Source organism: Serratia marcescens, assembly GCF_029846115.1.
GTDB lineage: Bacteria > Pseudomonadota > Gammaproteobacteria > Enterobacterales > Enterobacteriaceae > Serratia > Serratia marcescens_L.
Genome location: NZ_JARVZZ010000001.1, coordinates 3,472,361 through 3,497,676, shown reverse-complemented (window position 1 = coordinate 3,497,676; position 25,316 = coordinate 3,472,361). Strand labels below are relative to the sequence as shown.

The window sequence follows — 25,316 nt, the reverse complement described above, 5'->3', positions numbered from 1 at the left end:
CCCTTAACATTATCAAGTCTTTTGATGATAATTATTAGCACGCTGCGCAATTATTCATCGCAGTGATGTTACGGATTAAATCCGTTTGCTTAAGGGATAGTTTCACCATGGAAATCAATGTTAACGGCCGGGTGGTTCCACTCGGCGATATCTCGCCCGAGACCCCGCTGCTGTACGTTTTACGCAACGATCTGCAATTGAATGGCCCCAAATACGGCTGCGGCCTGGGGGAGTGCGGCGCCTGCACGGTGCTGATCGACGGCGTCGCCGCACGCTCCTGCTCAATGCCGCTGTCCGCCGTAGGAAAAAAATCCGTCACCACCCTGGAAGGCCTGGGTACACCGGAGGCGCTGCATCCGGTTCAGCAGGGGTTTATTGATGAGCAGGCGGCGCAGTGCGGTTACTGCACCAACGGCATGATCATGACGCTGGTCGCGCTGTTCGAACGTGAGCCGGAGGCCGACGAACAAACCATCAAGAAAGAGCTGGCCTACAACCTGTGCCGCTGCGGCACGCATATCGAGATCCTGCATGCCGCCGAGCGCGCCCGCGATCTGCTGGCCGCGCGGAGGCAAGCATGAGCCGCCTCGAACTGACCCGTCGGCAGCTGTTGCAGGCCGGCGGTGTGGTGATGGTCAGCAGCCTGCTGCCTGCGCCGTTTAACGCCTTCGCCGCCGAGTCGGTTGCATCGCCTGCCGATCTGCCGCTGGATCGTGTGGACAGCTTTATCAGCCTCACCGCCGACGGCCGGGTGACGGCGTTCAACGGCCACGTCGATCTGGGCACCGGCATTCGCACCGCGCTGGCGCAGATCGTCGCCGATGAAATTTGCGTGCCGTTCGAGCAAGTCACGATGATCCTTGGCGATACGCAACGCACGCCGGATCAGGGGCCGACCATCGCCAGCGCCACCCTTCAGGTGACGTCGGTGCCGCTGCGACAGGCGGCGGCGCAGGTGCGAAACATGCTGACGGCGCTGGCGGCCAAAGCCTTCGAGCTGCCGGCCGAACAGCTGACGGCGGCGGCGGGGCAGGTATTTGTGACCAGGAACCCAGGGCGATCGCTGAGCTATGCGCAGCTGGCGAGTGGGCAAAATCTGCACGTGATGCTGGATAAAAACGTGCCGCTGAACAGCGAACGGCAGAACCGCTATGTCGGCCGCGCCGTGCCCCGGGTCGATATTCCGGCCAAAGTGAGCGGTGAGCTGACCTACGTACACGACCTGCGCTTGCCCGGCATGCTGCATGGCCGGGTGGTGCGCCCGCCATACGTAGGCGCCGACAGCAGCGCGCCGTTGGGCGGCGGCCTGCTGTCGGTGGATGAAAGCTCGATCGCGTACCTGCCGGGCATCGTGAAACTGGTGGTGATCAACGATTTCATCGGCATCGTGGCCGAACGCGAGGAGCAGGCGATCGCCGCCATGCGCCGGCTGAAAACCACCTGGCAGCCATGGGCCGGATTACCGGATCTGTCGCCGGAGGCGCTGCCCGCCGCGCTGGAGGCCAATCCGAAAACCGACCGCGTGCTGCGCGACGACGCGGGAACGGACGCCGCGCTGGCATTGCTGCATACCGAAGTGCAGGCCGACTATGTCTGGCCTTACCATCAGCACGCCTCGATCGGCCCTTCCTGCGCGGTGGCGGAGGTCAAAGACGGGCGGGCGCAGGTGTGGTCCGGCACGCAAAACCCGCACGATCTGCGCAAAGATATCGCCAGGCTGCTCGAATTGCCGCCTGGGCAGGTGCACATCACCCGCATGGAGGCTTCCGGCTGCTATGGCCGCAACTGCGCCGACGACGTCTCGGCGGACGCGGCGCTGCTGGCGCGGGCCACCGGCCGACCGGTGCGCGTGCAACTGATGCGCGAACAGGAATCCGGTTGGGAGCCGAAGGGTACCGGCCAGCTGATTCGGGTGCGCGGCGGCCTCGACGCGCAAAACCGGGTGGCGGCCTACGAGTTGAAAACCAGCTATCCCTCCAACAATGCCGTGACCTTGCCGCTGGTGTTGACCGGTAAGGTAGCCAACCGGGCCGACGTGCAGCAGATGGGCGATCGCACCGCCATTCCGCAATACGAATATCCGCACATGCGAGTGATCTGCCAGGACGCCGCGCCGATCGTGCGGGCTTCGTGGATGCGCGGCGTTTCGGCGCTGCCCAACGTGTTCGCCCATGAGTCCTGGATCGACGAGCTGGCCTGGCGCGCCGGTGAGGACCCGATCGCGTTTCGTTTGCGCTATCTGAACGATCCGCGTGCGGTGGCCTTGATTGAAGCCCTGAAGCGGCAGGCAAACTGGCTAGACGGCCCGGCGCACCGGGCGCGCGCCGCCGGCGCCGAAGTGGTGAGCGGCCGCGGCTTCGCCTATGCGCGCTATTTCCACAGCAAGTTCCCCGGCTTCGGCGCCGCCTGGGCGGCCTGGGTGTGCGATCTCAGCGTCAATCGCCGCTCCGGGCAGATCACGCTCGATAAAATCTTCGTGGCGCATGACTGCGGCCGCATGATCAACCCGGCCGGGGTACGCCATCAGGTGCACGGCAACGTCATCCAGTCCGCCAGCCGGGTGCTGAAAGAGTTTGTAACCTTCAACGAGACGGGAGTGACGTCTTTGGACTGGGGCGGCTATCCGATCCTGCGTTTCGACGAGCTGCCGCAGATCGATATCCAGCTGATCGATCGCCCGGAGGAAGCGCCGATGGGCGCCGGAGAATCCGCCTCGGTGCCGAGTGCGGCGGCGATCGGCAACGCGCTGTTTGACGCGCTCGGCGTGCGGCTGCGCGAGGTGCCGTTTACGCCGGCGCGGGTGCTTGCCGCACTGCGCGCTCAGGCCGGCCATTAACTCCCGTCACGAACAAGGACAGCAAAAATGAGTAAGATGAAAAAAATCGTCGGGTGGGGTGGCTTCACGGCGATCGCCGTGGTGGTGGCCGGCGTTGTCGCCAGCTGGCAACCGGAAATCACACCGCTCCCCGCCGATGCGACGCACCGTTTCAGCGAGACGCAGATCGCGCGCGGCAAAACGCTGGCCGATCTCGGCGACTGCGCGGTGTGCCACACCCGTTCGGGCGGCGAGCGCAACGCCGGCGGTTTGGCGATGGAGATCCCCTTCGGCACCATTTACACCACCAACATCACGCCGGACGTGGAAACCGGCATCGGCAGTTGGAGCTACGCGGCGTTTGAACGCGCCATGCGACACGGCGTCGATCGGCAGGGGCGCTACCTTTATCCGGCGTTTCCTTATACCGCCTTTACCCGCACGAGTGACGACGATCTGCAGGCGCTGTACGCCTACCTGATGTCGCAGCCGCCGATCAATTACCGGCCGCCGGCCACCGATCTGCATTTTCCGTTCAATATCCGCCAGGGCATCTTCGCCTGGAACCTGCTGTTCCTGACGCCGGGCGCGATGCAGGAAAACCCGGCTAAAAGCGCCGCCTGGAACCGCGGCGCTTATCTGGCCGAAGGGCTGGGGCACTGCAGCGCCTGCCACTCGCCGCGCAACGTGCTGTTCGGCGAGAAAACCGGTGGCGACCACCTGGCCGGCGGCGTGGCGGAAGGCTGGACGGCGCCGGCGTTGACCGGCCGCTCGCCTGCGCCGCTCGATTGGACGCAGCAGGATCTGGTCGATTTTATGCGTACCGGCTACTCGGCCAACCACGGTGTGGCCGCCGGCCCGATGGCGCCGGTGGTCGAAGAAGGGTTGTCCCGCTTGCCGCCGGCCGATCTGCAGGCGATCGCCGTCTATCTGCGCAGCTATCATCCTGAAACGGCGGCGGGCGCGACGGCGGCCACGTTGAACGCTCAGGCGGAACGCCAGGTGGAGCCCCTGAACTCGCAAGGCGCGCGGCTGTTTTCCGGCGCCTGCATGGCTTGCCATGCGCAGGAAAAAGGCGCGCAGATGGCGGGAGTGCGGCCTTCTCTGGCGCTGAACACCAACCTGTTTGCCGAGGTGCCGGACAACGCCATTCGCGTGGTGCTGGATGGCATACAGCGGCCAGCGAACGCCGAGCTGGGCTATATGCCGGGCTTCCGCCATAACCTGGATGACGCGCAGATCGCCATCCTGCTCAACGACCTGCGGCAGCACTATGCCGGTCAGGCGCCGTGGCCCGATCTGGTGGCTCAGGTCGGCCGCCTGCGCGCCGAAACCGCGCAGAAATAGCCGCCGGGGCTGGACAGGCGCGCCGCGTTGGCGACAATAGGGCCTTTCACATGGACAGAGGCAGTAAAATGAATACGTTAGACGCAATCCGCCAGCGCCGCGCCACCAAGCAGTTCGATACGCAGCACGTGATGACGCTCGAAGAGAAAAAAGCGTTGCTGACTATCGCGCTGCAGGGCGCGCCCAGCGCTTTTAACCTGCAGCACTGGCGCCCGTTGCTGATCGAAGATCGCGCCCAGCGCGAGAAAATTCGCGAGGCGGCGTGGGGGCAGGCGCAGGTGACCGACGCATCGATGCTGGTCGTGCTGTGCGGCGATCTGTCGAGCTGGGAGTCACAGGTAAAAAACGTTTGGGCCGAGGCGGCGGAGCCGGTACAGCAGTTCATGATCCCGGCCGTCGATCAGTATTATCGCGGTAAGCCACAGGTGCAGCGCGACGAAGTGATGCGCAGCAGCGGCATCTTCGCCCAGACGCTGATGCTGGCGGCCAAGGCGCAGGGCTACGACTCTTGTCCGATGGACGGGTTTGATTTCGACGCCGTGGGTGAGATCATCAACAAACCGGCGCACTATCAGATCGCGCTGATGGTCGCCATCGGCAAGGCGGCGGCGCAACCTTATCCGCGCATCGGCAAACTGCCTTTCGACGAGGTGGTGAAAACCGACCGTTTCTGATCCGAGCGGTGAATGACAAAAGGGAAGGCTTGCGCCTTCCCTTATTTTTTTGCGACGCACAGTTCGTTCCAGTAGCTGAAACGGATGCGCCGTTGCAGGCGGTGATGCCACATAGAACACTCCTTCTACCCTACACGGTTTAAATAAATAGCACCGCGCCGGGCGCAAGACGAATGCCTTATTGTGCATAGCTTGCCCACCGGACGGGATTAACCGGTTTTATCAACCCGCCGGATGATCGGCGAGAGCCGCCAGCCGAAGTTCATGCCCGCTGCGGCGCCCAGGATTGCCAGCGTGCCCAGCAGCTGCAGCAGACTGAGGCGGTGGCCGAACACCGCCCAGTCCACCACGATCGCCACCGCCGGGTAGATGAACGACAGGGCGCCGACCAGGGCGGTGGGGATCTTCTGAATGGCGCCATACAGCAGCGTAGACATCAAGCCGGTATGCAGCAGGCCGAGGGTCGCCAGCAGCAGCCAGTCGAGGGGGGCCGCAGGCGGCGTGCCCAGGCCGGCGAACGGCGCCAGCGCCAGCGTGCCGACGGTCAGCTGAATCAACACGATCAGCTGCGGCGGCAGCGCGGCCAGCTGTTTGACGATCGCCGCCGCAATGGCGTACATCAGGGCCGCGCCGAGCGCCAGCGCCACGCCGAGCAGGTAGTCATCGCCGCCGCCGTTTTGCCGGCCGGTGACGATCAACACCATCCCCGTGAACGCCAGCAGAAGCCAGCCCAGCCGGTTAGCCGTCAGTTTTTCGCCAAACAGCAGCGCCCCCAGCGCCACCAACATGAACGGCTGAACGTGGTAGGTGACGGTGGCGACCGCGATCGAAGCATGCTTGTAGGCGGCAAACAGCAGCGTCCAGTTGAGCACCAGGGCGATCCCCCCGAGGATGGCGAAAGCCAGCTGGCGCCGGTTGATCGCGCCTTGTTTTAACTGACCGAGTGCGGCGCAGGTCGCCAGCATGGCCAGCGCGCCGAACGCGCAGCGCCAAAACACCACCGTCGCGGGCGGCTGCCCCAAAACGAGCACCGGCCACCCCACGGTGCCGGAGATGGTCATGGCGAGGAGCATTTGCATTGCGCCGCGCGTTTTCGTTTTCATGTCGTATCCCTCGTTGCCTGACCGGACTTGTGGCGAAGCGGTTTAATCATTAAAATGAACAATCGAACATTATGATGAACATGGATACGGGTGTTCGTCAAGTCGAACAAATGGATGACATAACGAACATGAGTGACAATCGGATGCAGAACATCACGCCCATCGGCCTGCTGTCGGCGGCGATCCGCCGCGAACGGGAGCGGTTGAACCTGTCGGTGACCGAGCTGGCGAAGCGCGCGGGCATCGCCAAATCCACGCTGTCGCAGCTGGAAGCCGGCAGCGGCAATCCCAGCCTGGAAACGCTGTGGGCGCTGGCGATGGCGCTGGACGTGCCGGTCAGCCGGCTGATTTCACAGCCGAGCAGGCAGGTGCAAGTGATCCGCGCCCATGAAGGCACGCCGGCGCTGTCGGAGCAGGGCAACTACGCCGCCACGCTGCTGGCCACCTGCCCGCCGGGGGCACAGCGCGATATTTACCGGCTGCGGGTGCAGCCCGGCAAAGCCAAACTTTCTCGGCCGCATCCCCCCGGCACCGTCGAGCATGTGATTATCAGCAGCGGGCGGGCGCGCCTCGGGCCGGCGGACCAGCCGCTGGAGCTGAGCGCCGGCGATTACATCAGCTACTCCGCCGATCGCGAGCATGTTTTCGAGGCGCTGGAGCCGGAGACCACCGCCGTGATGCTGATAGAACAGGGTTAGCAGGGCGTTGAAGGTCCGTTTATTGAAAATGATTCTCAATTATATTAGTGTGCCCGCCTGTTTTGACGCCGGGACGGGCGCGTAGCCCGGCGTCGCCGTTTATTGCCCTTCAAGGACCGAAGATGAAAATCGCTATTCCTTCCCTGCTGTTACTCGCCGGTTTGACGGCAACGCACCCGGCCACCGTGTTGGCCGTTGCACCGCCCGCCGCGGCGGATCAGGGCCAGAACGACACGGCCAACAACGATTTCAGCTTCGTACGCTATCGCGCGGATTACCGCGTTAACGCCAACGCCACCAACGTGAAGACGGAAAGCTACGAAGTGCTGCTGAAGACCAAGGCGGCGGTCGAGAAATTCAGCCAGATCCGCCTGAGCTACAGCGAAAAAATGGAAACGCTGGAGGTGGTCGCCGCCTACACGCTGACCGCCGACGGCCAGCGCCACGACGTGGCGCCCGATCGCATATATACCCAGGAAAGCTACTCCAGCGCCACGGCGCCGCTGTATGCCGACCGCAAAGTGCGCGTCATCGTGTTCTCCAACCTGGCGCCGGGATCGCGCGTGGTGTATGAGCTGCGCCGCACGCAAAACACCCCGTATTTCCCCGACTATTTCGGCCTGTGGGAGACGTTCAGCGTTTTCGATCAGTTCGACGACGCCGAAGTGACGCTACAGGCGCCGGCCAAGCTGCCGATGCATATCTTCACGCGCGGCGTGGAAGGCGGGGACCAGCCGCAGATCCGCGACGGGCAGGCGCACTGGCGCTGGCATTATTCGCGCAGCGCGCCGATGAAATCACAAAACTGGGCGGCGGACAGCTGGACCTTCAGCCCGACCATCATGGCCAGCACCTACCGCGAGTGGCCGCAGTTGGCCAAGGCCTACCAGCTGAAGGCCGGCGCGGCGGCGAAGGTGACGCCGGGCATTCAGGCGCTGGCGGACAACATCACCGCCGGCATCAGCGATCGGCGCGAGCAGGCGGAAGCCCTCTATCGCTGGGTGGCGCAAAACATTCGCTACGTGGCGGTGTACCTGGGCAACGGTGGGCTGGAGCCGAATTCGGCGCAGAGCATTCTCGACAACCACTACGGCGACTGTAAGGACCACGTGGTGATCCTTGAGGCGCTGCTCGCCGCCAAAGGCATTGCAAGCTCGCCGGTGCTGATCGGCATGGACGAAGGCCCGATACTGCCTAAGGTGCCGCTGCTCAGCCGCTTTAACCACGCCATCACCTACGTACCTGAATTCAAACTGTACCTGGACTCCACCAATCCGTGGGCGCGGTTCGGGCAGCTGCCGGAAGGCGACCTGGGGGCACCGGTGCTGCTGACGCGCGACGCCAAGCTGGCGCGCACGCCGGGCAGCGACGAGCAGCCGGTCAAGAGCGCGCTGAGCGTCGATTTCGTGTTCGACAAAGCGGGCAATCTGCACGGGCAAACCGAGCGTCGGCTGAGCGAAGTGGAAGAGATTGACCTGCGGGGCTACTTCTCGCAGATCAACCGGCAGAACCGGGCGCAGGCCGAAGCGTCGATCATGTCCGCCTCCGGCATCGACGGCAGCGGCGAGGTGGCGATGAACAGCGATCCGCTGGATCTCAAAAAACAGTTCGGTTACCGCTTTCGCTTCAAGGCGGATGACTACGTCGATTTCGGCGTGGTGGGCGGCATGACGCTGCCGAATCCGCCCGGCGGCAAATCGTTCCGCACGCTGTATACCACCACGCCGGCGCCGGACAACGAAACGCCGTTCTACTGCAGCGCGCAGCGCTACGACGAAACCTACCGTCTGCAGCTGCCGGCCAACGTGCCGATCATCGCCATTCCGCAAGACAAGCAGTTCCGCAATGCGGCGGGCGACTATCGCGTGGCGTGGCGGCGCGACGGGCAGCAGGTGATCGTCAATCATCGCCTGCAGGTGAACGCCATTCGCGGCAAGGAAGCGCTGTGCCAGGCGCAGGATTACCCGGCGTTCCGCGAGCTGTTCCAGCAGGTGCGGCGCGGTTTCCGCGGCCAGGTGGTGTACGGCGAATTGGCCACCGGCAAGTAAGCCGCTGCCCGTAGCTGGATAAAAAAAATGGCCCCCAAACAGATAAGAGTTTGGGGGCCCGTAGCGTTCCCTCTAGGCGATATTGACCGCGCGCACCTCTTTGGATCTCAGCGTCACGCGGATCGGCACCGATTTGTACGAAGGCGTGCCGCTTTCCTCATCGATGTAATGCAACGGCACCAGCACGTTGGCCTCCGGATAGTAGGCGCCGACCGAACCGGCTGAAATGTTATAGGCGATCACCGTGATGCCCTCCAGGCGCTGAGTGCAGCCCGGCAGCGCCGTTTCCAGGTCCACCACGTCGCCATGCTCCAGCCCCAAACGTTGCAGATCGCTGTCATTCATGAACAAAACGTCGCGCCGGCCGAAAACCCCGCGGTAGCGATCGTCCAGGGCATAGATGGTGGTGTTGTACTGATCGTGGCTGCGCAGCGTAATCAGCCGCAGCGTGTCTTGGTCTGCGATAGTCTCATCTTCATGCAGCCCGCTGAACACGGAAAACATCGCTTTGCCCGTCGGCGTCGGCCACCGGCGCTCGGTCGGCGGCAACGGCATGCGGAAACCGCCCGGCTGGCGGATGCGCGCATTGTAATCGTCGAAGCCCGGAATGGTTTTTTCGATCAGATCGCGGATCACATCGTAATCTTCGATCAGCTCATCCCAGGGCACCTTACTGGCGGGCATCACCGCTTTGGCTATGCCGGCCACGATGGCGGGTTCCGAACGCAGCAGTTCCGACGCCGGTTTGAGTTTGCCGGACGAGGCATGCACCATCGACATCGAATCCTCCACCGTCACCGATTGCCGCCCGCCGGCCTGCCTGTCCAGTTCGGTACGGCCCAGGCAGGGCAGAATGAGGGTTTCTTTTGCTACCAACAGATGGCTGCGGTTGAGTTTGGTGCCGATATGCACGCTTAATTCCAACGCTTTCATCGCCGGGAAACTTTGCTCGGGGTCCGGCAGTGCCACGGCGAAGTTGCCGCCCAGGCAGATCAACGCCTTCGAGGCGCCGTCGATCATCGCCTGCATGCATTTCACGGCATCATGCCCGTGGGCTTTGGGCGGCGTGAAGCCAAACACCGTTTCCAGTTTCGCCAAAAAATCGGCCGACGGTTTTTCAGTGATGCCGACGGTGCGGTTGCCCTGCACGTTGGAGTGACCGCGCAGCGGGCAGATGCCGGCGCCCGGTTTGCCTATGTTGCCGCGCAACAGCAGCAGATCGGCAATCAGGCGCACGTTGGCGGTGCCTTTATTGTGCTGCGTAATGCCCATGCCGTAGGTCACGATGGTGGCGTTGGATTTTGCGTAGGCGGCGGCAACCTGTTCCAGATCCCGGCGCGCCAGGCCGCTCTCCGCTTCGATAGCCTCCCAATGGGTGGCCGCCAGATCGGCGGCGAAAGCCGCAAATCCTTCCGTGTGCTCGGTAATGAAAGCGTGATCCACGGCATTGCCTTGTGTTTCATCCAGCTGCAGCAACGCCTTGGCGATGCCTTTCAGCGCCGCAGCGTCGCCGCCGGCTTTGACCTGATAGTAGGTTGAAGCGATGGGGGTCGAACTGTAGGTCGCCATTTCGATGACGTTTTGCGGATCGGTGAAACGTTCAAGCGCCCGCTCGCGCAGCGGGTTGAACACGATGATCGGCACCTTTTTGCGCGCCAGCTCATGCAGCGTGCCCATCATGCGCGGATGATTGGTGCCCGGATTGTGCCCGATGGAGATAACCAGCTCCGCGCTGTCAAAGTCATCCAGCGACACGGTGCCTTTGCCGATGCCGATCGACTGCGGCAGGCCTACGCTGGTCGGCTCATGGCACATATTGGAACAGTCGGGGAAGTTATTGCTGCCGAACTCCCGCGCAAACAGCTGGAACAGATAGGCCGCCTCATTAGACGCCCGGCCGGAGGTATAAAACTCCACCTGCTCCGGCGGCAGCGTCTGCAAGACGGCGGCGATGCGTTGAAACGCCTCGTCCCAGGCCAGCGGGCGCAGGGTGTCCGTCCCGGCGTCATAGAACAGGGGCGTGGTCAGGCGGCCATAATCCTCCAGCTCATAATCGGTCTTCTGTAGCAGCGACGTCACGGTGTTTTGCGCCAGGAATTCGGGCGTCACGCGCTTGCTGGTTGCTTCCCAGGTCACGGCTTTGGCGCCGTTTTCGCAGAACTGGAAGGTGGAGCGATGTTCTTTATCCGGCCATGCGCATCCCGGGCAATCAAAACCGTCGGGTTGATTGGTGCGCATCAGCGTCACCGGTGCTTCTAAGGTGTCCATTTGCGTGCGCACGGCGATGGCCGTCGCTTTCAGCGCGCCCCAACCGCCGGCGGGCCCATCGTAGGGATGAACCCCGGGTACTGCTCGTCTTTTCGCCATTGTTGATTGCCTCCGACACCGCTTACGATAACTGCAGGTGATTGGTTTACTGTGAATATTATTTTTATCGTCCAAGACGGAACGCAGACACCGTCGCCGTTAAACGCGGGCCTGTCGATTCAGTATAGATGAGTGAAAAAGGGGGCCGCGGCAGTCAGTGTGGAGAGAGCGGCGGCCCGTTTAACCGGAGACGGGCCGCCGGGGCGTTACTTTTTCACCACCAGGCCCACGCCGCGGCCGCGCGGATCGGACGCGGTTTCCGGCGTGCGGCCATCGATGCGGATGGCCTGAATATCCCCCATGTTCCAACCCTGATCTTCGAGGGTGTAGCCCATGGCCTTCAGCTCGTCCGCCGGTTTGCCGGTCAGCGGCGCAAAGCTGTCATAGTAGAGGGTGTCCTTCGGCAACAGCTGATGGTGCACGCGCTGGGCGGCCACCGCCTGCGCCAGCGGCAGATGGTAATCGTAGAGGTTGTTGATCACCTGGAAGATCGACGTGAAGATGCGCGAGCCACCCGGCGTGCCGATCACCAGGCTGACCTCGCCGTCGCGAGTGATGATGGTCGGGCTCATCGAGGAGAGCATGCGTTTGCCCGGCTCGATGGCGTTGGCGTCGCTGCCCACCACGCCGAAGGCATTGGCGACGCCGGGTTTGGCGCTGAAGTCGTCCATCTCGTCGTTAAGCAGGAAGCCGGCGCCTTTGACCACCACGCCGCTGCCGAAGTCCCAGTTGAGCGTATAGGTGTTGCTGACCGCGTTGCCGGCGGCATCGACGATCGAGAAATGGGTGGTTTGGTGGGTTTCCAGCCCCGGCCGCACCTGTTCGGTCGGTGAGATCGCCGTCGGGTTGATTTCGGCGGCGCGTTTTTTCAGGTAATCGGGAGCGATCAGCTGCGCTTCCGGCACGTGAGTGAAATCCGGGTCGCCGAGGTAGTCGGCGCGATCGGCGAACACGCGTTTTTCGATTTCCGCCAGCAGGTGGATATAGCGCGCCGAGTTCAGCGGCACGCCCTTGAAATCGGCGGCGCGATCTTCTTTTATCCCCAGCAGCTGCGCCAGCGCAATGCCACCGGAGCTGGGCAGCGGGGCGGTATATACGGTGTTGCCGCGCCAGCTGATGCGCATCGGCTCACGCCATTTCACCCGATAGTCGGCCAAATCCGCCGCGCCAATCAGCCCGTTATCGCGCTGCATTTGCGCCACCAGCAGGCGCGCGGTTTCGCCGTGATAAAAATCGTCGGCGCCCGATTTGGCGATGCGCTCGAGGGTGGCGGCCAGCTCCGGCTGTTTGAACACCGTACCGGGCTTCATGGTGCCGAAATAGTCGCCAAAGTTGGTTTTACCGGCGAACAGCTTGTTGGCGTCTTCACGGTACTGATACTGCTGATCCGCCACGGTGAAACCTTGCCGGGCGTAGCCGATCGCCGGCGTCAGCAGTTCGGCCCACGGCAGCTTGCCGAAGCGCTTGTGGGCTTCCCACAGCCCCAGCACGGTGCCCGGCACGCCGGCGGCGCGACTGCCCACCAGGCTGAGATTTTCGATCACTTCGCCTTTCTCGTTCAGGTATAGGGTTTTGCTGGCAGCCTTGGGTGCCACTTCGCGGTAGTCGAGGAAATAGGGTTTGCCGTCGACGTACAGCGTCATAAAGCCGCCGCCGCCGATATTGCCGGCTTCAGGGTAGGTGACCGCCAGGGTGAAGGCGGTGGCGACCGCCGCATCGACCGCGTTACCGCCGGCCTGCAGAATGTGCGCGGCGACTTTGGCGCCATACTGATCCGGAGCGGCGACCGCGCCGGCGGTCAGATCGGCGGCAAAGGCGGCGGGAACGGTGCAGGCCAGGGCCACGCTCAGAGCTATCGTTTTCAATAAACCGGCAGACATAGACGATCCTTTTAGCGATTTTCAGTTATCAGGTGAATTTAACTAATTATTTTGAAACAGCAGGTTAGCGCGTTTTCTTCGGGCTGTTGCGGCGCTTTATTGAAGGTAGCAGCGGTCAGGCGGGGCCGCCTGACCAGAGTAGCGAAGCGTGACGTGGCGCGTTATGCGCCGGCGGGCAACGCCGACTGCAGCCATTGGCAGAAGTGCCGGGCGAGCGGGTTGTGTTCGCTGTCGCGGTGCAGCAGCCACGCCCAGTGGGCGCCGCGCACGCGTTGCTCGGTTAACGGTTGCAGCAGCCCAGCGTCGCGCGCGTGCTGCGCCAGCAGTTGGCTGACCAACGCGATGCCGAGGCCATTGCAGGCGGCGTCCAGCAGCAGACCGGGATCGGAGAAGTTCAGCCCGCTGTCGCGCTGGCCGACGTGCGCGCCGCCCGCCACCGTCCAGTGGCTCCAGTCCATCTCCCGTTCGCCATGCAGGGTTACGCGCTGCTCCGCCGCCAACGCCAGCAGGCTGGGGTGGCAGGCGGGATAGAGCCGGTCGGTGCAGAGCACGTTCAAGGTGCAGTCCGCCTGCGCGCTGAGATCGTCGCGGATCGCCAGATCGATACTGTCCGTCGCCATATTCGGCGGTTCAAAGCTGGTGAACAGCCACAGGTCGACTTGCGGATGCTGCCGATTGAAGTCGCCCAGCCGCGGCATTAGCCAGTGGCGGGCGAAAGCCGGGGTGGTGTTGACGATCAGCTGATTGGGTTTGCGGTACTGATCCAAACGGCGAATGCCGACGGCCAGCTGTTGCAGCATCACCTGCGCGGTGCTGAACAGATCGTGGCCGGCGTCGGTCAGCGCCACGCTGCGGCCGGTGCGGAAGAACAGCGGCTGTTCCAGAAACGCTTCGAGACTGCGGATCTGCTGGCTGATGGCCGACTGGGTAAGGTGCAGTTCTTCGGCAGCCTGATGAAAACTGCCCAGGCGCGCCGCGGCTTCGAAACCGCGCAGCGCGCTCAAGGGGGGCCAGTGTTTTAACATTATCGATAAGCCTGTCTAATCAGATATCCACTAAATATATCGTTTGTCGCGGTGGCAGGGGAAGACTAGCATAAGATTCAACCGCATAAACGTGAATTATTCGGTTAACTTTTTGAATTATAAATGATTAAAAGAGGTCTTTAATGTCAACTCGCCGCGTGTTTATTAAACAGCTTTCCGCCGTCGCCGGAGTCGGTCTGACGGCTTCGTTGGGCATTTCGTTACGCGGTCACGCAGAAGCTGCGCTTAATCCGGCCTGGCGGATGCCCGACGAAGGGGAACCGCAACAACGGGCGTTTCTCGCCTTTGGCGCGCAGCGGGCCATCTGGGGCGAATTCACGGCGGATGTGCAGGCGGCGCAGGGGCGTATCGCCCGCGCTATCGCCGAGTTTCAGCCGGTGACGGTATTTTGCCGCGAGCGCGAACGACAATTGGCCGAGGCCACTTGCGGCAGCCACAACGTCAGCTATGTCGTCACCGAGCTGGATGACATCTGGGTGCGCGACTTCGGCGCCAATTTCGTGGTCAACGGCGCCGGCGAACTCGGGGCGGTGGATTTCAACTTCAACGGCTGGGGCAATAAACAGCGGCATGCCAAGGATGCGCGCCTGGCGGCGTTTGCCGCCAATCGTTACGGTGCCGCTCAACTGCGCCGCAGCGCACTGACAGGCGAAGGCGGCGGTATCGAAGTGGATGGGCACGGCACCGGCATCATGACCGAAAGCAGCTGGGTGAATGCGAACCGTAATCCGGGCTGGAGCCGGGACCGGGTAGAGCAGGAGCTGAAAGCGATGCTCGGCTTGCGCAAAATTATCTGGCTGCCGGGCATTAAAGGCCGAGACATCACCGACGCCCACGTCGATTTTTACGCCCGCTTCGTGCGGCCGGGCGTAGTGGTGGCCAACCTGGACACCGATCCGGCCTCTTATGACCATGCGGTTACCCAGCAACATCTGGCGCTCCTCAAGGCGGCGACCGACGCCGCCGGCCGCCGGCTGCAGGTGCATACGCTTTCGCCGCCGCTGGCGCCGCGCGACAGCCGATTCAGCCGCAACAACCCGGATTTTGCGGCGGGCTACATCAACTATTTCGTCATCAACGGCGCGGTGATCGCCCCGGAGTTTGGCGATCCGCAGGCGGACCGGGTGGCGCTTGAGCTGCTGACGGCGCTCTATCCGCAGCGCAAGGTGGTGCAGCTGGAGATCGACGCAATCGCGGCCGGCGGCGGCGGCATTCACTGCGCAACCAACCAATTGCCGGTGCATGGCAAGCCGGAACGGTGAATGTTCAAAAAATGCGCACGCGGTTGTTTGTCGGCATAGGGTGTGGTTGGCTGAGTGGAAACATAAGGAGGCCATAATGAACGACTCACCCTTGAGCATTCCCACCTGGTATCGCGATCCGCACGCAGAACAGGCCATGGCCGATGGCCATGCGCCTATTTGGCGCCATCTGATCGGTTTGGTGCCGGAAAATGAACTCTCCGGTGTCAGCGTGCTGGACTTTGGCTGTAATCAGGGCGGCTTTTTGCGTTTACTGCACCAAATTCGCCCATTCCAGCAGGCGGTTGGCGTCGATATCGCGCGCCAATCCGTCGATGAAGCCAACCGGCTAAAAGGGAACCTGCCGGTGGTTTATCAAACCGACACGCGGCTGCACGGGTGGGATAGCCACTTTGATATCGCCTTCAGCCATGAAGTCATCTACCTGATCGAAGACATTGCGCAACATGCCGCCGATATGCTGCGGGCGCTGAAGCCGGGCGGCGTTTACTATGCGGTGACCGGTTGCCACACCGGCAACCCGCTGTGGCCGCAGTGGCGCGAAAGGGTAGCTGAGCAGACGCATACCGTGGTGCAGGATCGCTCGCTGGCCGACTATGCGCGCATTTTCTCCGCCGCGGGGTTCCAGGTCTCTGCCCGCCGGTTGGGCTTTTCCGGCTTCGTGCCCTATGAGCCGGACGGCTGGATGCCGGATATCGCGGCGGCGATCGATTACTATTGGCGCACCAAAACGGTGTTCAGGTTGGTCAAACCATAAAATCCTACGCGGCGCTCGGTACGCCGCCGCTGACGAGATAAGATGGCGAAATTTATGATGGATTAGGATACGAAAACAATGGACTTTCGTTTGAACACCCGGTTATCCCTGCTTATGGGCTCGCTCTTGGCGCCCGCTATTGGGGCTAGTGCCGCTACGCTTACGCTCGATAATCAGGATCCGGCGGCGGTGTATCTCATTCAGGACGCGAAGCTGATTCAAGAACGTGAGGGGGTGAAAATCGCCGGGCAGTCATACCGTTATTTTGTGCTTCAGCTTGCCGACAATCTCCAGTATGAAGGTTATATCACCCGATGCGCCGACGACGATGCCGATAAATTAAATGAACAAGCGCGGCGACAATTAAACCGTTGTACCGAACAGGTGATCGACGACCTGGATCGGTTGATGGAAAAGACCGCCAACTTGGCATTCGACTACGGTGGCACGCAAAACGTTTATCGCGGCGAAGAACATTCAACGTCTTATTATTACTATTCGTTTGCCCGCGTGGCCCACTATTATCAGACCGAAGACGGACGTCATCCCCTGTATGGCCTGGTTTATCGTTGCAAGCAGCCGGCGAGCGATGCTCATCGGGAGCAAGAGCCTACTACGACTGAAACGACGCAGCCGCCGGCTGAAGTGGAACGCTTTATTGCATTGGCTAAAAATCGCTGCGGCAATGTGCTGAAACCACGCTGAACGATATTGCTCCTCCGTTTCCCGCTTCGACAAGATTTTACTCAATCCTTACGCAACCCTTTCAGAAGCGCATTCCGGCATTCGATATATTGAGAATAGTCATTCTCAACAGGATCGTATTGCAATGCAGAGGAAAACGCTTTTGGTGCTGGGGCTGTCGCTGTTGCTGGCCGCCTGCGATGGGCAAAACGCCGGTGCGCCAGCCGGCGCGGGCGGTGAGCAGGAGGTCGGCGTGGTCACGCTGCGCGGCCAGTCAGTGACCCTGAGCAGCGAGTTGACCGGCCGGGTCAACGCCACCATGACTTCCGACGTGCGGCCGCAGGTCGACGGGATTATCAAGCAGCGGCTGTTTACCGAAGGGGCCGAGGTCAAGGCCGGGCAGGTATTGTATCAAATCGACCCTGCCAGCTATCAGGCCAGCTACGATCAGGCCGCCGCCCAGCTGAAAAACGCCCAGGCCACGGTGCAATCCACCCGGCTCAAGTCGCAGCGCTATGCGGCGCTGGTGAAAGAGAACGGCGTTTCACAACAGGATGCGGACGATGCCAAAGCGGCCTATCTGGCGGCCGTGGCGTCGGTGGCCCAGTATCAGGCGGCGCTGGAGACGGCGCGCATCAACCTCGCCTATACCCAGGTGCGGGCGCCGATCGCCGGGCGTATCGGCATCTCGTCGGTGACGCCGGGTGCGCTGGTTACCGCCAGTCAAACCGATGCGCTGGCCACCATCCGCGCGCTCGATCCGATCTATGTCGATCTGACCCAGTCCAGCGCGCAGCTGCTTAAACTGCGGCGCCAGCAGGCGGCGTTACAGCGCGGCGCGGTCACGCCAGTCGCCATCAAACTGGAGGACGGTTCGCCTTATGCCCACGCCGGCAAGCTCGAGCTGACCGAGGTGGCGGTGGACGAAGCCACCGGTTCGGTCACGCTGCGCGCGGTGTTCCCCAACCCCGAACATGAGCTGCTGCCCGGCATGTATGTCCACGCCACGGTGGATAACGGCGTCGATCCCAAAGCGATTCTGGCGCCGCAGCAGGGCATAACCCGCAACGCCAAAGGGGAAGCCACCGCGTTGGTGGTGGACGAACAGAACAAAGTGGCGCAGCGCACCGTCAGCGCCGAACGGGTGGTGGGCAGTAATTGGCTGATCGGCAGCGGGCTGAACGAAGGCGATCGCCTGATCGTCGAGGGCACCAGCAAGGTCGCGATCGGCGCCGCGGTGAAGCCGGTTGAAGTCTCGGTCGACAAAACCCAACGCGAGGAGCAGTGATATGGCGCAGTTCTTTATCCGGCGGCCGGTATTCGCCTGGGTGATCGCCATCATCATCATGCTGTGCGGCCTGATGTCGATCAATTCGTTGCCCGTTTCGCAGTACCCGGACGTCTCACCGCCGCAGATTTCCATCTCCGCCACCTACCCGGGCGCAGACGCGGAAACGCTGGAAAACAGCGTCACGCAGGTGATTGAGCAACAGCTCACCGGCCTGGACGGCCTGCTGTATTTTTCTTCGACCAGCAGCTCCAGCGGCTCGGTCAGCATCAACGTCACCTTTGATCAGGGCACCGATCCGGATATCGCTCAGGTGCAGGTGCAAAACAAGGTGCAGCAGGCGGAAAGCCGTTTGCCGAGCGCGGTTACCGCGCAGGGCGTGACGGTCAAGAAATCCCAGAGCAGCTTCCTGCTGATCGTCGGGCTGTATGACGAAAGCGACAAGGCGACGATGGCCGATATTTCCGACTATCTGGTCAGTAACCTGCAGGATCCGCTGTCGCGCATCGAGGGCGTGGGGGACGTGCAGGTGTTCGGCTCGGAATACGCGATGCGTATCTGGCTGGATCCGACCAAGCTGGCAAGCTATGCGCTGATGCCTTCCGACGTGCAGACAGCGATCGAAGCGCAAAACACCCAGGTGTCCGCCGGCAAGATCGGCGATCTGCCGGCCGCCGCCGATCAGCAGCTGACCGCCACGGTAAAGGCGCAGTCGCGGCTGCAAACGCCGGAACAGTTTCGCAATATCATCCTGAAAAGCGACAGCAGCGGCGCGCTGGTGCGGCTGGGCGACGTGGCGCGAATTGAGCTGGGCAACGAGGACTACTCCGCCAGCGCGCACCTCAACGGCCACCCGGCGGCGGGGATCGCGGTCAAGCTGGCGGCGGGCGCCAACGCCCTCAACACCGCCAAGCTGGTGAAGGCCAAGGTGGCGGAATACCAAAGCGCGATGCCACAGGGCTACAAGGTGGCCTACCCGAAAGACAGCACCGACTTTATCAACATTTCGATCGAGGAGGTGGTGAAAACGTTGTTCGAAGCGGTGGCGTTAGTGGTGGTGGTGATGTTCGTGTTTCTGCAAAACCTGCGCACCACGCTGATCCCGACCATCACCGTGCCGGTGGTGTTGCTGGGCACCTTCGGCGTGCTGGCGGCGTTCGGCTATTCAATCAATACCCTGACGCTGTTCGGCATGGTGTTGGCGATCGGGCTGTTGGTGGACGACGCCATCGTGGTGGTGGAAAACGTCGAACGCGTGATGCGTGAGGATAAGCTGCCGCCGCGCGAGGCGACGGAAAAATCGATGCGCGAAATCACCGGCGCGCTGGTCGGCATCGCGCTGGTGCTGTCGGCGGTGTTTCTGCCAATGGCGTTCTTCGGCGGCTCCACCGGGGTGATCTATCGCCAGTTTTCGATCACCGTCGTCTCCTCGATGGTGCTATCGGTGGTGCTGGCGTTGACGCTGGCGCCGGCATTGTGCGCCACGCTGCTAAAACCGGCGCACGACGCGCAGACCGACAAGGGCTTGCTGGGCAAATTCAACCGCGGCTATGACCGGCTGCAGGAGAAGTACGCCGACAAAGTCGGCGGGGTGATCCACCGGCCGACGCGCTATCTGCTGCTGTACGGCCTGCTGTTGATCGCCGCCGCCGTGATGTACCTGCGTTTGCCGACCGGCTTTCTGCCCAACGAGGATCAGGGCACGGTGATGGTGCAGTACACCTTGCCGGCCGGCGCCACCAACGCGCGCACCTCGGCGGTGAGCGAAGCGGTGACCGCCTATTTCCTCGACCAGGAAAAGGCCAACGTCAGCACCATTTTCACCATCAACGGTTTCGGCTTCAGCGGCAGCGGGCAAAACGCCGGCATGGCGTTCGTCAGCCTCAAAGACTGGAGCCAGCGCAGCGGCAGCGCGAACACCGCCGACGCCATCGCCAAACGCGCCATGGCGCACTTCGCCTCGCTGCGCGACGCCCAGGTCTTCTCCATGAGCCCACCGGCGATCGACGGTTTCGGCCAGTCCGACGGCTTCACCTTCGAGCTGCAGGCCAAAGGAGCGACCACCCGCGCCGAGCTGCAGGCGATGCGCGACCAGATCGTTGCCGCCGCCGGCAACAACCCGGCGCTGCTGGCGGTGCGCGCCAACACCTTGCCGGATACCCCGCAGCTGCAGGTGGAGATCGACAACGGCAAGCTGCAGGCACTCGGCCTGAGCGCCGCCGACGTCAACAGCACCCTCAGCAGCGCGTTCGGCAGCACCTACATCAACGACTTTATCGACCGCAACCGGGTGAAAAAAGTCTATATGCAGGGCGATGTGCAGTACCGCGCCAAGCCGGAAGATCTCGACCGCTGGTTTGTACGCGGCAACAATGCGTCGGGCGCCAGCAGCATGACGCCGTTCTCCGCCTTTGCGTCTTCGCATTGGATCTACGGGCCGGAAAATCTGTCGCGCTATAACGGGCTGTCATCGTTCGAGATCACCGGGCAGGGCGCCGCCGGCGTCAGCTCCGGTACGGCGATGAGCGAGATGGAGAAGCTGGCGGCAACATTCTCCGCCGGCAGCAGCTATTCCTGGAGCGGGCTGTCCTATCAAGAGCGGCTGACCAGCGGCCAGGCGTCGTCGCTGTACGCCATTTCGCTGATCGTGGTGTTCCTGTGCCTGGCGGCACTGTATGAGAGTTGGTCGATTCCGTTTGCGGTCATGTTGGTGGTGCCGATGGGCGTGGTGGGTTCGCTGCTGGCGATCACCCTGCGCGGGCTGGAAAACGACATCTACTTCCAGGTGGCGCTGCTCACCATCATCGGCCTGTCGGCGAAGAACGCCATTCTGATCGTCGAGTTCGCCGAGGAGATGCACCAGCGGGGCGAAACGCTGATTGGCGCGGCGGTCCACGCGGCCCGCATGCGCCTGCGGCCGATCCTGATGACCTCGCTGGCGTTCACCGCCGGGGTGCTGCCGCTGGCGGTATCCAGCGGCGCCGGCGCCAACAGCCGCATCGCCATCGGCACCGGCATTATCGGCGGTACCATCACCGCCACCGCATTGGCCATCTTTTTCGTCCCGCTGTTTTATGTGTTGGTGCGCCGCATGTTCACCCGTCGGCCCGCCAACCCGCCGTCACAGGCAGGAGAATAACGTGTTGCAACGAGTCATGATGTTAACTTTACCGCTGCTGCTGACCGGCTGTCTGTCGCTGGATCCGCACTACCAGCGCCCGGCGCCGCCGGTGCCCGCCAACCTGCCGCAGGGCGAGGCCGGCGGCAACCAGGCGCTGAGCTACCCGGACGTCGCCTGGCGCGACTATGTCCAGGATGCCCGGCTGCGCCAGGTGGTGGCGCTGGGGCTGAACAGCAGCCGCGATCTGCGCGAGGCGATCGCCAATATCGCGTCGGCGCGCGCCCTGTATGGTGAGCAGCGCTCGGCGCTGTTCCCGACAATCAATGCCACCGCCGACGGCAGCCGCGGGCGGGCGCTGACCGGTAACGGCAACGCCACCGCGCTGAGCCAAAGCTACGAAGCCGCGGCCGGCGTCAGCGCATTCGAGTGGGATCTGTTCGGCAAAAACGCCAGCCTGTCGCGCGCTGCGTTCGAAACCTATTTGGCGAACTCGGAGGGGGCGAAAAGCACCCGTCTGACGCTGATCGCCGATATCGTCACCGACTGGGTGGCGGTGGCGGCCGAGCGCAGCAATCTGGCGGTGGCGCAGCAAACGATGGCGAGCGCCAAACGATCGCTGGACGTCACGCGTAACAATCAGCAGCACGGGATTGCGTCGCTGGTTGACGTGGCGTCGGCGGAAACCGTCTATCAGCAGGCGCGATCGGACGCCGCCAGCTACGCCACCAGCGCTGCACAGGCGAAAAACGCGCTGGATTTGGCGGTAGGGCAAAGCGTGCCGGAAAACCTGCTGCCGAGTGGCATCGAGGCGCTGGGCGGGATCATGCGCGATCTGCCGGCCGGCGTTTCTTCGCAAGTGTTGCTGAAGCGGCCGGACGTGCTGCAGGCCGAGCATAACCTGAAATCCGCCAACGCCGATATCGGCTCGGCGCGGGCGGCGTTCTTCCCGTCGATCAGCCTGACCGCCAGCGGCGGCGTGGGCAGCGGTGAACTCTCCTCGTTGTTCAGCCATGGAGCCGGCGTCTGGTCGTTCGCACCGAGCATCAGCCTGCCGATCTTCAGCGGCGGCTATAACACGGCTCAGCTCAACTACAGCCAGGCGCAGAAAGACCTGTATGTCGCCACCTATGAGAAAGCGGTGCAGACGGCATTTCAGGAAACCGCCGACGCGCTGGCGCGCAAAGCCACGCTGCAGGAACAGTTGGCGGCGCAAACCGGCTATGTGGCGGCGGCGCAGCAATACTATCGCCTGGCCGAGCTGCGTAACCGCCAAGGCGTGGACAGCTACCTGACGCTGCTGGACGCGCAGCGCACGCTGTACACGGCGCAACAGGCGCTGATCGCCACGCAGCAGACCGCATACGACAATCAGGCCACTCTGTATAAAGTGTTGGGCGGCGGCGTTACCGCTGAGCGGCAGGGGGATGGCGTCATCGCCGACAAGACGACGCTCAGCCGCTAACCGTCGACCGCGCGCGCCAGGAGTGTGGCTACGCGCGGTTTTTTTATGGAAAGTGTAAAGAAACGGAAAACCCGGCCGGCGGCCAGAACTCGCCGCGGTGAGCAGAGTCAGACAGAGAACCGCATTCATCTTTTATTCATACCGGCTCGAGGTCGTCATGGCAGAAGACATTCAGCAACAGGTCATCGCGCTTATCGCCGCCTTCAACGCATCAGGGCGGCTGAAGAAGGGCGTGGCCATCACCCCGGAAACCGAGATCAACACCGCGCTCAACCTGTCGTTCAGCGATTCCAATACGCTGATGCGCCACTACTTCGATACCTTCGGCGTCGACAGCGGCAACTATAATCACGAACTGTATTTCCAGCCGCCGACCAACACCGGGCGCTGGTTTTCCCCCTCAGCCTGCAAAGAACACCCCCGGCCGCTGTGCGTGTCGATGCTGGTGCGTTCCGCGCGCGCCAAACGCTGGCTGTACGACATCCACTTCCTGATCGAGCAGCTCCGCTAGCGCCGCGTTACTGTTCCAACACCTCGGCGAACTTCGCCAGCCACTGCGGATGCGCCGGCCAGGCCGGGGCGGTGACCAGATTGCCGTCGACGTGCGCCTGATCGATGCCGATCTCCGCATAATGACCGCCGCCCAGCCGCACTTCCGGCGCGCAGGCCGGGTAGGCGCTGCAGGTGCGGCCTTTCAACACCCCGGCCGCCGCCAGCAGCTGCGGGCCGTGGCAAACGGCGGCGATCGGTTTTTTCGCGGCGTCAAACGCCTGCACCAGCGCGATCACGTCGGGGTTCAGGCGCAGGTATTCCGGCGCCCGGCCGCCGGGGATCAAGAGCGCATCGTAGTGCTCTTCTTTGGCGGCGGCGAAGTCGGCGTTCAGGGTGAAGCGGTGGCCGGGTTTCTCGCTGTAGGTCTGCGCCCCGTCAAAATCGTGGATTGCGGTCTGGATGTAATCGCCGACGTCTTTGCCGGGGCACACGGCGTCCACCCAATGACCGATCATCTGCAATGCCTGAAACGGCACCATGGTTTCGTAATCTTCGGCGTAGTCGCCGACCAGCATCAGGATCTTTTTCTTGCTCATGATCACAACTCCTGCGGGATAGGGATTGCCTAAGGTATAGCCCAGCGCCCCTGGGAATGCGAACCACAAAGCGCCTATCTATACTCGTGATACTGCGGCGCTTTTCTCGCCGCTCAACCCCAGGGAGGATCCCCGATGCTGAATCTGGCTACCTTGCTTGAAGAGAGTGCGCGCACCTGGCCGGAGCGGCCGGCGGTGATACAGGACGACAACCCGCTCAGCTATCGGGCGCTTAACGACATGGCCAATCGGGTGGCGAATTTGTTGGCTGCGCGCGGCGTGCGGCCCGGTGAACGGGTGGCGCTGGCCTGCCCGAACCGGCCGGAGTTTCCGGCTATCTATTACGGCATTCTCAAAAGCGGCGCGGTGGTGGTGCCGCTGAATATTCTGCTGAAAAGCGCAGAGTTCGACTATTACCTGGCGGATTCGGCGGCGGTGGCGCTGTTTTGTTTTGAGGGCAGCAGCGGCCTGCCGCTGGGGGAGGAAGCGCTGCGGGCGGCGGCGAAGGCGGAGCAGTGCCGCGAGGTGTTTATCATCGGCGATCGGTTGCCGCTCGAGGGAGAGCGTTTCAGCGCGGCGATAGCCGAGCAGGCTACCGAATTCGCTTCGGCGACGACGCTCGAAAGCGACACCGCGGTGGTGCTGTATACCAGCGGCACCACCGGCCGCGCCAAAGGGGCGGAGTTGACCCACGCCAATCTGGTGCTCAACGCCTTGGGATCGGTGCGGCTGTTCGACGGTTCGGAGACGGCCCCCGATCGTCACCTGGTCACGCTGCCGCTGTTCCACACTTTTGGTTCGACTGTGCAGATGAACGCCGGGTTTGCCGCCGCCGCCACTCTGGTGCTGGTCGAGCGCTTCGACGCCGCGCAGGCCATCGCGCTGATGCAACGGCACGGCATCACCTTTTTCGCCGGAGTGCCGACCATGTATTGGGCGCTGTTGAATGCGCTGGATGAACACACGGATATCGAACGCTTGCGCAGCACGCTGCGTATAGCGGTGTCTGGCGGCGCCAGCCTGCCGCTGCAGATCCTGGAGGATTTTTCGCGCCGCTTCGGCGTCAACATTCTCGAAGGATATGGGCTGTCGGAGACCAGCCCGGTCGCCACCTTTAACCATCCCCACCGCGTGACCAAACCCGGCTCCATCGGTCAACCGATCTGGGGCGTGGAGGTGCGCCTGCTAGACGCCACTGGGCAGCCGGTCGACGGCATCGATCAGGTCGGGGAGATCGCGGTGCGCGGTTACAACATCATGAAAGGTTACCTGAATCGCCCCGAAGCGACGGCGGAGGTGCTGGAAAACGGTTGGTTCCTCACCGGTGACCTGGCGCGCCGCGACGCCGACGGCTTCTATTTCATCGTCGATCGGGCCAAGGACATGATCATTCGCGGCGGGTTCAACGTCTATCCGCGCGAGATTGAAGAGGCGCTGATTCGCCATCCGGCGGTGTCGTTGGTGGCGGTGATCGGCGTTGAACACCCGTCGCTGGGCGAAGAGATCAAAGCGGTAGTGGTGTTGAAAGAGACGGAAGAGCCCATCGAGGAGGAAACGCTTATTGCCTGGAGCCGGGAGCGGCTGGCGGCGTACAAGTATCCGCGCATCGTCGAGTTCGTCGAGCGTTTGCCGATGACCAGTACCGGTAAGGTGTTGAAGCGCTGTTTGCGCTGAGG

General features: G+C 62.7%; 19 protein-coding genes. 14 read left to right on the top strand and 5 right to left on the bottom strand.

The features are described from left to right. The first annotated feature begins 107 nt into the window (after positions 1-107). The 4 genes from QDT79_RS16505 to QDT79_RS16490 all read left to right on the top strand — a co-directional run bounded on the left by QDT79_RS16505 (position 108) and on the right by QDT79_RS16490 (position 4,836). On the top strand, positions 108-581 hold the full coding sequence (locus QDT79_RS16505) for a (2Fe-2S)-binding protein (protein WP_063989920.1): 474 nt from the start codon (positions 108-110) through the stop codon (positions 579-581). Next, positions 578-2,836 carry a xanthine dehydrogenase family protein molybdopterin-binding subunit gene (locus QDT79_RS16500; RefSeq protein WP_308316778.1) on the top strand — a complete coding sequence of 753 codons (2,259 nt, stop codon included), beginning with the start codon at positions 578-580 and terminating at the stop codon, positions 2,834-2,836. The genes QDT79_RS16505 and QDT79_RS16500 overlap by 4 nt, the downstream gene beginning before the upstream one ends. Positions 2,837-2,863: 27 nt before the next feature. After that, entirely contained in the window at positions 2,864-4,162 is a 1,299-nt protein-coding gene (locus QDT79_RS16495) for a c-type cytochrome (protein WP_063989918.1), read from the top strand. A 68-nt stretch (positions 4,163-4,230) separates the two neighbouring features. Next, positions 4,231-4,836 (top strand): nitroreductase family protein, encoded by a 606-nt coding sequence (locus QDT79_RS16490; protein ID WP_308316777.1) that lies wholly within the window; start codon positions 4,231-4,233, stop codon positions 4,834-4,836. Positions 4,837-5,045: 209 nt separating this feature from the next. Here QDT79_RS16490 and QDT79_RS16485 read toward each other — a convergent pair whose 3' ends face one another. After that, positions 5,046-5,939 carry a DMT family transporter gene (locus QDT79_RS16485; RefSeq protein ID WP_308316776.1) on the bottom strand — a complete coding sequence of 298 codons (894 nt, stop codon included), beginning with the start codon at positions 5,937-5,939 and terminating at the stop codon, positions 5,046-5,048. 128 nt (positions 5,940-6,067) lie between these two features. Here QDT79_RS16485 and QDT79_RS16480 point away from each other — a divergent pair, with 128 nt between their 5' ends. Continuing rightward, positions 6,068-6,637, top strand: a complete 570-nt coding sequence (locus tag QDT79_RS16480; protein WP_063990350.1) for a helix-turn-helix domain-containing protein — start codon at positions 6,068-6,070, stop codon at positions 6,635-6,637. Between the two features lie 122 nt (positions 6,638-6,759). Beyond that, positions 6,760-8,685, top strand: a complete 1,926-nt coding sequence (locus QDT79_RS16475) for a DUF3857 domain-containing protein (RefSeq protein ID WP_308316775.1) — start codon at positions 6,760-6,762, stop codon at positions 8,683-8,685. Positions 8,686-8,757: 72 nt separating this feature from the next. Here QDT79_RS16475 and QDT79_RS16470 read toward each other — a convergent pair whose 3' ends face one another. The 3 genes from QDT79_RS16470 to QDT79_RS16460 all read right to left on the bottom strand — a co-directional run bounded on the left by QDT79_RS16470 (position 8,758) and on the right by QDT79_RS16460 (position 13,957). Further along, on the bottom strand, positions 8,758-11,052 hold the full coding sequence (locus QDT79_RS16470; protein ID WP_063989915.1) for an FdhF/YdeP family oxidoreductase: 2,295 nt from the start codon (positions 11,050-11,052) through the stop codon (positions 8,758-8,760). 206 nt (positions 11,053-11,258) lie between these two features. Beyond that, entirely contained in the window at positions 11,259-12,932 is a 1,674-nt protein-coding gene (gene ggt / locus QDT79_RS16465; RefSeq protein ID WP_107226227.1) for a gamma-glutamyltransferase, read from the bottom strand. 161 nt (positions 12,933-13,093) lie between these two features. Next, the gene (locus QDT79_RS16460) at positions 13,094-13,957 is read right to left on the bottom strand and encodes a LysR substrate-binding domain-containing protein (RefSeq protein ID WP_308316774.1); all 864 of its coding nucleotides are present in this window, start codon (positions 13,955-13,957) and stop codon (positions 13,094-13,096) included. Between the two features lie 143 nt (positions 13,958-14,100). Here QDT79_RS16460 and QDT79_RS16455 point away from each other — a divergent pair, with 143 nt between their 5' ends. The 7 genes from QDT79_RS16455 to QDT79_RS16425 all read left to right on the top strand — a co-directional run bounded on the left by QDT79_RS16455 (position 14,101) and on the right by QDT79_RS16425 (position 23,063). Beyond that, positions 14,101-15,240, top strand: a complete 1,140-nt coding sequence (locus QDT79_RS16455) for an agmatine deiminase family protein (RefSeq protein WP_308316773.1) — start codon at positions 14,101-14,103, stop codon at positions 15,238-15,240. Positions 15,241-15,316: 76 nt separating this feature from the next. Continuing rightward, positions 15,317-15,997 carry a class I SAM-dependent methyltransferase gene (locus QDT79_RS16450; RefSeq protein ID WP_063989911.1) on the top strand — a complete coding sequence of 227 codons (681 nt, stop codon included), beginning with the start codon at positions 15,317-15,319 and terminating at the stop codon, positions 15,995-15,997. 78 nt (positions 15,998-16,075) lie between these two features. After that, positions 16,076-16,702 carry a hypothetical protein gene (locus tag QDT79_RS16445; RefSeq protein WP_146158847.1) on the top strand — a complete coding sequence of 209 codons (627 nt, stop codon included), beginning with the start codon at positions 16,076-16,078 and terminating at the stop codon, positions 16,700-16,702. 124 nt (positions 16,703-16,826) lie between these two features. Further along, on the top strand, positions 16,827-17,969 hold the full coding sequence (locus tag QDT79_RS16440; RefSeq protein WP_130017325.1) for an efflux RND transporter periplasmic adaptor subunit: 1,143 nt from the start codon (positions 16,827-16,829) through the stop codon (positions 17,967-17,969). Between the two features lies 1 nt (position 17,970). Next, positions 17,971-21,108 (top strand): efflux RND transporter permease subunit, encoded by a 3,138-nt coding sequence (locus tag QDT79_RS16435; RefSeq protein ID WP_308316772.1) that lies wholly within the window; start codon positions 17,971-17,973, stop codon positions 21,106-21,108. Between the two features lies 1 nt (position 21,109). Beyond that, positions 21,110-22,552, top strand: coding sequence for an efflux transporter outer membrane subunit (locus tag QDT79_RS16430; protein ID WP_308316771.1), 1,443 nt, complete (start codon positions 21,110-21,112; stop codon positions 22,550-22,552). A 157-nt stretch (positions 22,553-22,709) separates the two neighbouring features. Then, entirely contained in the window at positions 22,710-23,063 is a 354-nt protein-coding gene (locus QDT79_RS16425; RefSeq protein ID WP_063989906.1) for a DUF1493 family protein, read from the top strand. A 7-nt stretch (positions 23,064-23,070) separates the two neighbouring features. Here QDT79_RS16425 and QDT79_RS16420 read toward each other — a convergent pair whose 3' ends face one another. Next, positions 23,071-23,640 carry a DJ-1/PfpI family protein gene (locus tag QDT79_RS16420; RefSeq protein WP_308316770.1) on the bottom strand — a complete coding sequence of 190 codons (570 nt, stop codon included), beginning with the start codon at positions 23,638-23,640 and terminating at the stop codon, positions 23,071-23,073. Positions 23,641-23,775: 135 nt separating this feature from the next. On the opposite strand from QDT79_RS16420, the gene QDT79_RS16415 reads away from it, so the two are divergent. Further along, the gene (locus QDT79_RS16415) at positions 23,776-25,314 is read left to right on the top strand and encodes a long-chain-fatty-acid--CoA ligase (RefSeq protein ID WP_107226219.1); all 1,539 of its coding nucleotides are present in this window, start codon (positions 23,776-23,778) and stop codon (positions 25,312-25,314) included. The last annotated feature ends 2 nt before the right edge of the window (positions 25,315-25,316 follow it).

Excerpts from the sequence above, each read along its gene's own strand:
- QDT79_RS16505 (WP_063989920.1), top strand. The coding sequence starts at position 108 with ATGGAAATCAATGTTAACGGCCGGGTGGTTCCACTCGGCGATATCTCG.
- QDT79_RS16500 (WP_308316778.1), top strand. The coding sequence starts at position 578 with ATGAGCCGCCTCGAACTGACCCGTCGGCAGCTGTTGCAGGCCGGCGGT.
- QDT79_RS16495 (WP_063989918.1), top strand. The coding sequence starts at position 2,864 with ATGAGTAAGATGAAAAAAATCGTCGGGTGGGGTGGCTTCACGGCGATC.
- QDT79_RS16490 (WP_308316777.1), top strand. The coding sequence starts at position 4,231 with ATGAATACGTTAGACGCAATCCGCCAGCGCCGCGCCACCAAGCAGTTC.
- QDT79_RS16485 (WP_308316776.1), bottom strand. The coding sequence starts at position 5,939 with ATGAAAACGAAAACGCGCGGCGCAATGCAAATGCTCCTCGCCATGACC.
- QDT79_RS16480 (WP_063990350.1), top strand. The coding sequence starts at position 6,068 with ATGAGTGACAATCGGATGCAGAACATCACGCCCATCGGCCTGCTGTCG.
- QDT79_RS16475 (WP_308316775.1), top strand. The coding sequence starts at position 6,760 with ATGAAAATCGCTATTCCTTCCCTGCTGTTACTCGCCGGTTTGACGGCA.
- QDT79_RS16470 (WP_063989915.1), bottom strand. The coding sequence starts at position 11,052 with ATGGCGAAAAGACGAGCAGTACCCGGGGTTCATCCCTACGATGGGCCC.
- ggt (WP_107226227.1), bottom strand. The coding sequence starts at position 12,932 with ATGTCTGCCGGTTTATTGAAAACGATAGCTCTGAGCGTGGCCCTGGCC.
- QDT79_RS16460 (WP_308316774.1), bottom strand. The coding sequence starts at position 13,957 with ATGTTAAAACACTGGCCCCCCTTGAGCGCGCTGCGCGGTTTCGAAGCC.
- QDT79_RS16455 (WP_308316773.1), top strand. The coding sequence starts at position 14,101 with ATGTCAACTCGCCGCGTGTTTATTAAACAGCTTTCCGCCGTCGCCGGA.
- QDT79_RS16450 (WP_063989911.1), top strand. The coding sequence starts at position 15,317 with ATGAACGACTCACCCTTGAGCATTCCCACCTGGTATCGCGATCCGCAC.
- QDT79_RS16445 (WP_146158847.1), top strand. The coding sequence starts at position 16,076 with ATGGACTTTCGTTTGAACACCCGGTTATCCCTGCTTATGGGCTCGCTC.
- QDT79_RS16440 (WP_130017325.1), top strand. The coding sequence starts at position 16,827 with ATGCAGAGGAAAACGCTTTTGGTGCTGGGGCTGTCGCTGTTGCTGGCC.
- QDT79_RS16435 (WP_308316772.1), top strand. The coding sequence starts at position 17,971 with ATGGCGCAGTTCTTTATCCGGCGGCCGGTATTCGCCTGGGTGATCGCC.
- QDT79_RS16425 (WP_063989906.1), top strand. The coding sequence starts at position 22,710 with ATGGCAGAAGACATTCAGCAACAGGTCATCGCGCTTATCGCCGCCTTC.
- QDT79_RS16420 (WP_308316770.1), bottom strand. The coding sequence starts at position 23,640 with ATGAGCAAGAAAAAGATCCTGATGCTGGTCGGCGACTACGCCGAAGAT.
- QDT79_RS16415 (WP_107226219.1), top strand. The coding sequence starts at position 23,776 with ATGCTGAATCTGGCTACCTTGCTTGAAGAGAGTGCGCGCACCTGGCCG.